We start from the raw sequence: 5,443 nt of genomic DNA on the forward strand, positions 1-5,443 counted from the left end.
TTAAAAGTTACCGAAACATTGATGACAGACGGAAAAATAACCTATGGTTTTCTGATCATTTACCAGTTTTGATAAAAATAGAATAGATTTTTCATTCTGAGAAATAAGGTAAATTGATTTGTCCTGAATTAGAGGCTACATAATTTTAAACAGTTAAGATGTATTATTAGCTCTTTATATGCTTTTGTTAGATATGCTTATTTGCCAATACAGAATATAATAACCCTTTGTTTGTAGTGTATTAAAAAAATAAGGTACAAATATGGTGTATATTACGTATCCATTGTTTAGACCTATTTAATTACTTACTTTATCTTCTAATAATACCTCTTTTCTTCCATCAGTATATTCTTTTTCAATTTTTTTGAGTTCAACTCTTTTATTGTATTAGATATTTTTCATATAAGTTTTATGTTTATCTGTAGCGCAAGGCTTAACAAGGTAAAATTGAGCTTTTTGTTGCAAGTATAAAATGTGGAGTTACTACATTTACTCGGACATTCTTTTAAGACTGTTTAAATAAAAACATTTATCTTAGAATTATTTTCTATTACCCTTCAAGATAATCCTTCTAACTATTAAGTTAGAAGTTATTTTATTTTACGGAATTAAACATTTCAAATTTTCTATTAAACTGTTCGAACTATTTTCTGTTAGCTCTACTAGTAAACACTAGGCTTCTGAGAAATCAGAAGCCTTTTTTATTCTACATGTACAATATAGGCGCAACAATTTGACCTTTTCATAATTTTGCATTTTATTTATTTGAATTTGGTTTAGTTTAGTAAAATCATTCCCTAAAATCTTCAGAAATTCGTTTGAAGCCATTCAAATATAACTCCGTTTTTAAATTTATGGATTCAGAGGCTGGGTATTGTGTAGGTTTATATGTTAATTCTTTTATGTGGAGGAAGAGAATCCATAGATTTAAAAATGAACCAAATCCGCCAGAGCGGATGCGGTAGTTTTTAATCACTTTTTATACTAAAATCTAAGTAAACAATTCCCTCTAAATAAAACCAAATTTTAAGATTTCTTTGATTTTTTACTAAAAAAAGTACTGGTTTTACGGGGCTACGGAAGTTTTTTACTAAAAATTACGGAAAAACAAATTTCAAATATTTTGTAAGTAGCTGTAATTCAAATAATAACAAGATTGTAACATCGCGCAGCGTGTTACCCTCTTGCTTTTCCCTCTTACTTTCCCCTCTTAGTTTTGTAAACACACTTTTCATAGAGACTTTTTTATGAGATAAAGTGCTATTAATTGGTAACTTCATATCGGGGGAAAACTCTTATTAATTGTTAGCTAGAGTCAAACAATGTTAACAAGTCTAGAAAATTTATGAAGAATTAGTTTATAGTAAGAAAAAAATGTTAGAGTAAATGTAGTAACTCCAGTTTCTTATTAATCTAATATTTGGGACATTTGATAATTTGAAATTTATCAAATGATGAGAGAGGAAATTTTCTATGAATAGAGGTTGCATAAGATTATATGAAATTTAACCGTAAATTTAGTGATAATTGAGATGTCTAAAATTAGGTAGAGATAATTAGAATAAACATTAGAAATTAAAAGAAAAAAGCTAATTGAAAGTTAACAATTGAAATTGTATTTATAAATAATGATAAAAAGTAAAGTAGAGGAATTTCATATAAGAAGGAACGCATGTGCTATTGCTTTAGCATCAAAACAGATGCTCAACTATGTTAAGGTATATTGGGTATGGTTTTTAAAACTAATAATTCAATTTATTTGTACTACTAAAGAAATATTTGTTTAAAAAAAATGAAATATACAAACTAATAGTTTGTATATTTGAAATAAAATAAACCTAAATTATATTTTTATAGTTTAATAAGAGTTTAAAATAGAAACTATTAGTTTGGAAAAAGAACAAAAAATAAACCGTCTTCTTAATTCTCAACCCTCTGGAGTTGTATATTTAAGCTCGTGGTTAACCGAAAATGGGTTTTCAACACAATTATTAAACCGTTATAAAAAGAGTAATTGGCTCTACTCTATTGGGGTTGGAGCGTGGATGCGTGTGGGAGAAAATCCTACTTATGAAGGTGCTTTATATGCGCTACAGGAACAATCTAAATTGAGTGTTCATATAGGAGGGAAAACAGCATTGTCTTTACAAGGGAAATCCCATTATCTAGAATTATCCACCCAACAAATAATATTGTTTGGTAGTAGTAAAGAAAAATTACCTGCTTGGTTTTCTAAATATGATTGGGGATTAAAAGTGAATTATTTTAGTTCTTCTTTCTTACCTCCAAATGATGGTCTAATGACTTTGGAGAGAAATGCTTTTAGCTTACAAGTATCTAACCCAATAAGAGCATTGTTAGAATGTTTATATCTAATACCTAAAAAACAAGAAATTGTTGAGTGTTATGAAATAATGGAAGGTCTTAATAATTTAAGACCAAAGCAAGTACAGGAACTTTTGGAGCACTGTACCTCTGTAAAAGTAAAACGACTTTTCATATATATGGCAGAAAAAGCGCAACATGATTGGTTTAATTACATAAATTTAGAAAAAATAAATCTTGGAAAAGGTAAGCGTTCTCTTGTAAAAGATGGAGTTTATATATCTAAGTATCGTATCACAATTCCTAAAGCGTTAGCAAATTATGAGTAGTTACAAGCATCAAGTTTCTTTATTATTACAAGTATTGCCAGAAGTAGCAAAAGAATCTTGTTTTGCACTACACGGTGGTACTGCTATTAACTTATTCATTAGGGAGATGCCTAGATTGTCTGTAGATATTGACTTAACCTACATACCTATAGAAGATAGGAGCACATCTTTAAAAAACATTATTGATGCTCTTGGCACCATAAAAACGAATATTGAAAGAGTCGTGCCTAAGGTTAAGATTACTTTAAAACAAGAAATTTTAAAGCTTCAAGTTACTACTGCTAAGGCACAAATAAAAATAGAGGTTAATCAAATAAATAGAGGCATATTTGGTGAAGTTATAAAATTACCACTATGCGAGAAAGCCCAAGAAGAGTTTGATGCTTTTTGTGCTATTTCTTTAGTTTCATTAGGGCAATTGTATGGTGGTAAAATTTGTGCGGCTTTAGACCGACAGCACCCTAGAGACTTTTTTGATGTGAAGTTCTTATTGCAAAATGAAGGATTTACGGACGACATTAAAAAAGGATTTATGCTGTGCCTTTTAAGTAGTAATCGACCATTAAATGAAATGTTACAACCTAATCTCATTGACCAACAGGAAGCTATGGTTAATCAGTTCGAAGGTATGAGTTCAGAAAATTTTACGTATAAGGATTTTGAGAATAGTAGAGTAGAATTGATTGATACGATACATCAAAACTTAACTGTTAAAGATAAAGAGTTTTTATTAAGCTTTAATAACTTGGCACCCGACTGGAGTATTTATGATTTTGAACGATTTCCAGCAGTTCAATGGAAATTACAAAACCTCAAAACGCTTAAAGCTAAAAATCCAGAAAAGTTCAACGAATTCAGTGCATCTCTAGAGGAAATTCTAAAAGGATAATTTGGCTTCTATTAAAAATAAGGGTACTGTCTCAAAAAGTGTGAAAGTTAGAAAAGTTATTCTTAATTGAAATGTAATGAGATTGTCAACAAGGTTTTTAAGTTTTAAGAATATATGATCTTTGAGATGTGTTTAATTTGCATCCTCCAGGATTGACATTATTTAGCACTAAAATGAATCTGAAATGTTAAAAAATGTTAAATTTTTTAGAATCGGGAGGAATTCGGGAGTCATACTTTTTCAACGATTCCTAAGCCCTTTTAAATGCTCAAATTTTAAAATATTGGTTGTTCCCTCATTGCCCACCAAAGTAAATCCTACTAGAAATAGTAGGATTTTTTTATGTCTAAAATTCACTACAAATAGGGTGCTAAATTGGATACCTATAGGTTGTCAATATTACAACTATAGTTGTATATCATCATACTATTTTAGATATAATAGTGTATAATGCGGGGGTATTCATAAATAAATGATGAATTTGATACTTCCCGCTACAAAGAAGCCTTGTGAGAAATCACGAGGCTTTTTTGTTTAAATTTTAATTTCTAGTAGGTTCGTTAATATAGTGCTGGTTACTGTTATTTAGGTATATAAGCTTGACATATTATTAAAATTCTCCTAAAAATAATTGTTGTAAACAAGCATCTTTTATAAAAAGATTGTCTGCTTTTTCTTTTAATAGCTCTGATGTATCACAAATTGACACCCATTTTTCTTGTTCCTTGACCAAAGCACTAAAACCAGAAATGGAAAGTCTTTCATTTTTATCTGAATTATGACATTCAATTTCTATTGTTGAATAAACCAAAGCAGTATTACCGTTTTCTGCTATTTTAATATTTGGGTTAGACAAAATATTGTAACTAATACTATCACAGTTATTAAATTGGCTAGACCAATCTTCAATTAACTCATCATGTGATAATTCTTTTATTTTTATATTGTCCAAAGACGAAAGTACTCCTCTGTTAGGATAAAAATATTTCATATCATTGAGTTTTCCAGTATCAGCTGACTTTTCACTACACAGATAAAGGGTTTCAAGGATTTGTTTTTCATTCACATCTCTAGATTCATTAACTTGAGATGTAATAATATTCGTACATAAGAATAAATAGCTTATGCTAAAAAAAAGTATTTTTTTCATAACTATGTTTTTGTTTTTTAGTTAGTTATCACAAGATATGTAAATAATATGATAAATATCATATATGTAAAGAATATTAATTATTAGAGAAGAGTGCAATGTTGTGTAATTTTTAAACCCCTCATTACCCAACAAAGTAAATCCTACTAGAAATAGTAGGATTTTTTTATGCTTTAAAAAAAAACTAAGTAATTGATTTTTGTCATGTTTTATTAATATAACATATATTAAATTCGCATCGTAATTTTTTTGACTCACTTCAAGTTATAATAGCCCAAAATTTACGGCATTAAATTTGAGAGTTTTTAATGTAATTAGAAACTAACCCTATAAAATATGAGTTTTAATATAGAATGGAAAGGTTCAAATGTAATTGTTTCATTTACTAAGGATTTTACTTATAAAGATTCTTATGAAGTAAATAACCTAATCTATGGAGATTCAAGGTTTGATAGTATGAAATATCAAATTGCTGATTTTAGTAAAATTGAAAAGGTTGAATTTACAGATGAGGAAATTAAAATAATTTCAACTTTAGAGAAATCAAGCGCTATTTGGAATAACAATATGAAATCAGCAATAATTACTTCAGAAAGTGTTTGTCTAAGTTTTATTACAGAACCTTATTTTGAAATGATGAAAAGTACAAATTGGGAATTTAAAATATTTAAAAATCGTATTGAAGCTGAAAAGTGGTGTTCTGAATAAACTTAAAAAATAATTATCACTCACCAAAGTAAATCCTACTAG

At 28.4% G+C, this 5,443-nt stretch carries 4 protein-coding genes; 3 read left to right on the forward strand and 1 reads right to left on the reverse strand.

Annotated elements, in window-relative coordinates; translation table 11 throughout:
* Window positions 1-1,889 precede the first annotated feature (1,889 nt).
* Entirely contained in the window at window positions 1,890-2,654 is a 765-nt protein-coding gene (locus Q0352_RS14510; protein WP_299528802.1) for a type IV toxin-antitoxin system AbiEi family antitoxin, read from the forward strand.
* Complete coding sequence (locus Q0352_RS14515) at window positions 2,647-3,543, forward strand: nucleotidyl transferase AbiEii/AbiGii toxin family protein (RefSeq protein ID WP_299528804.1); 897 nt, start codon at window positions 2,647-2,649, stop codon at window positions 3,541-3,543. Before Q0352_RS14510 ends, Q0352_RS14515 begins: the two co-directional genes overlap by 8 nt.
* A gap of 610 nt (window positions 3,544-4,153) precedes the next feature.
* Here the strand turns inward: Q0352_RS14515 and Q0352_RS14520 are convergent.
* Window positions 4,154-4,693, reverse strand: a complete 540-nt coding sequence (locus tag Q0352_RS14520; RefSeq protein WP_299528806.1) for a hypothetical protein — start codon at window positions 4,691-4,693, stop codon at window positions 4,154-4,156.
* Between the two features lie 336 nt (window positions 4,694-5,029).
* On the opposite strand from Q0352_RS14520, the gene Q0352_RS14525 reads away from it, so the two are divergent.
* Window positions 5,030-5,401 (forward strand): hypothetical protein, encoded by a 372-nt coding sequence (locus Q0352_RS14525; protein WP_299528808.1) that lies wholly within the window; start codon window positions 5,030-5,032, stop codon window positions 5,399-5,401.
* Window positions 5,402-5,443 lie beyond the last annotated feature (42 nt).

Origin of the sequence: uncultured Lutibacter sp. (assembly GCF_937891065.1) — a bacterium.
In the GTDB taxonomy this organism is placed as follows: Bacteria; Bacteroidota; Bacteroidia; order Flavobacteriales; family Flavobacteriaceae; genus Lutibacter.

Coding starts and splice junctions, on each gene's coding strand:
- Q0352_RS14515 (WP_299528804.1), top strand. CDS start 2,647: ATGAGTAGTTACAAGCATCAAGTTTCTTTATTATTACAAGTATTGCCA.
- Q0352_RS14520 (WP_299528806.1), bottom strand. CDS start 4,693: ATGAAAAAAATACTTTTTTTTAGCATAAGCTATTTATTCTTATGTACG.
- Q0352_RS14525 (WP_299528808.1), top strand. CDS start 5,030: ATGAGTTTTAATATAGAATGGAAAGGTTCAAATGTAATTGTTTCATTT.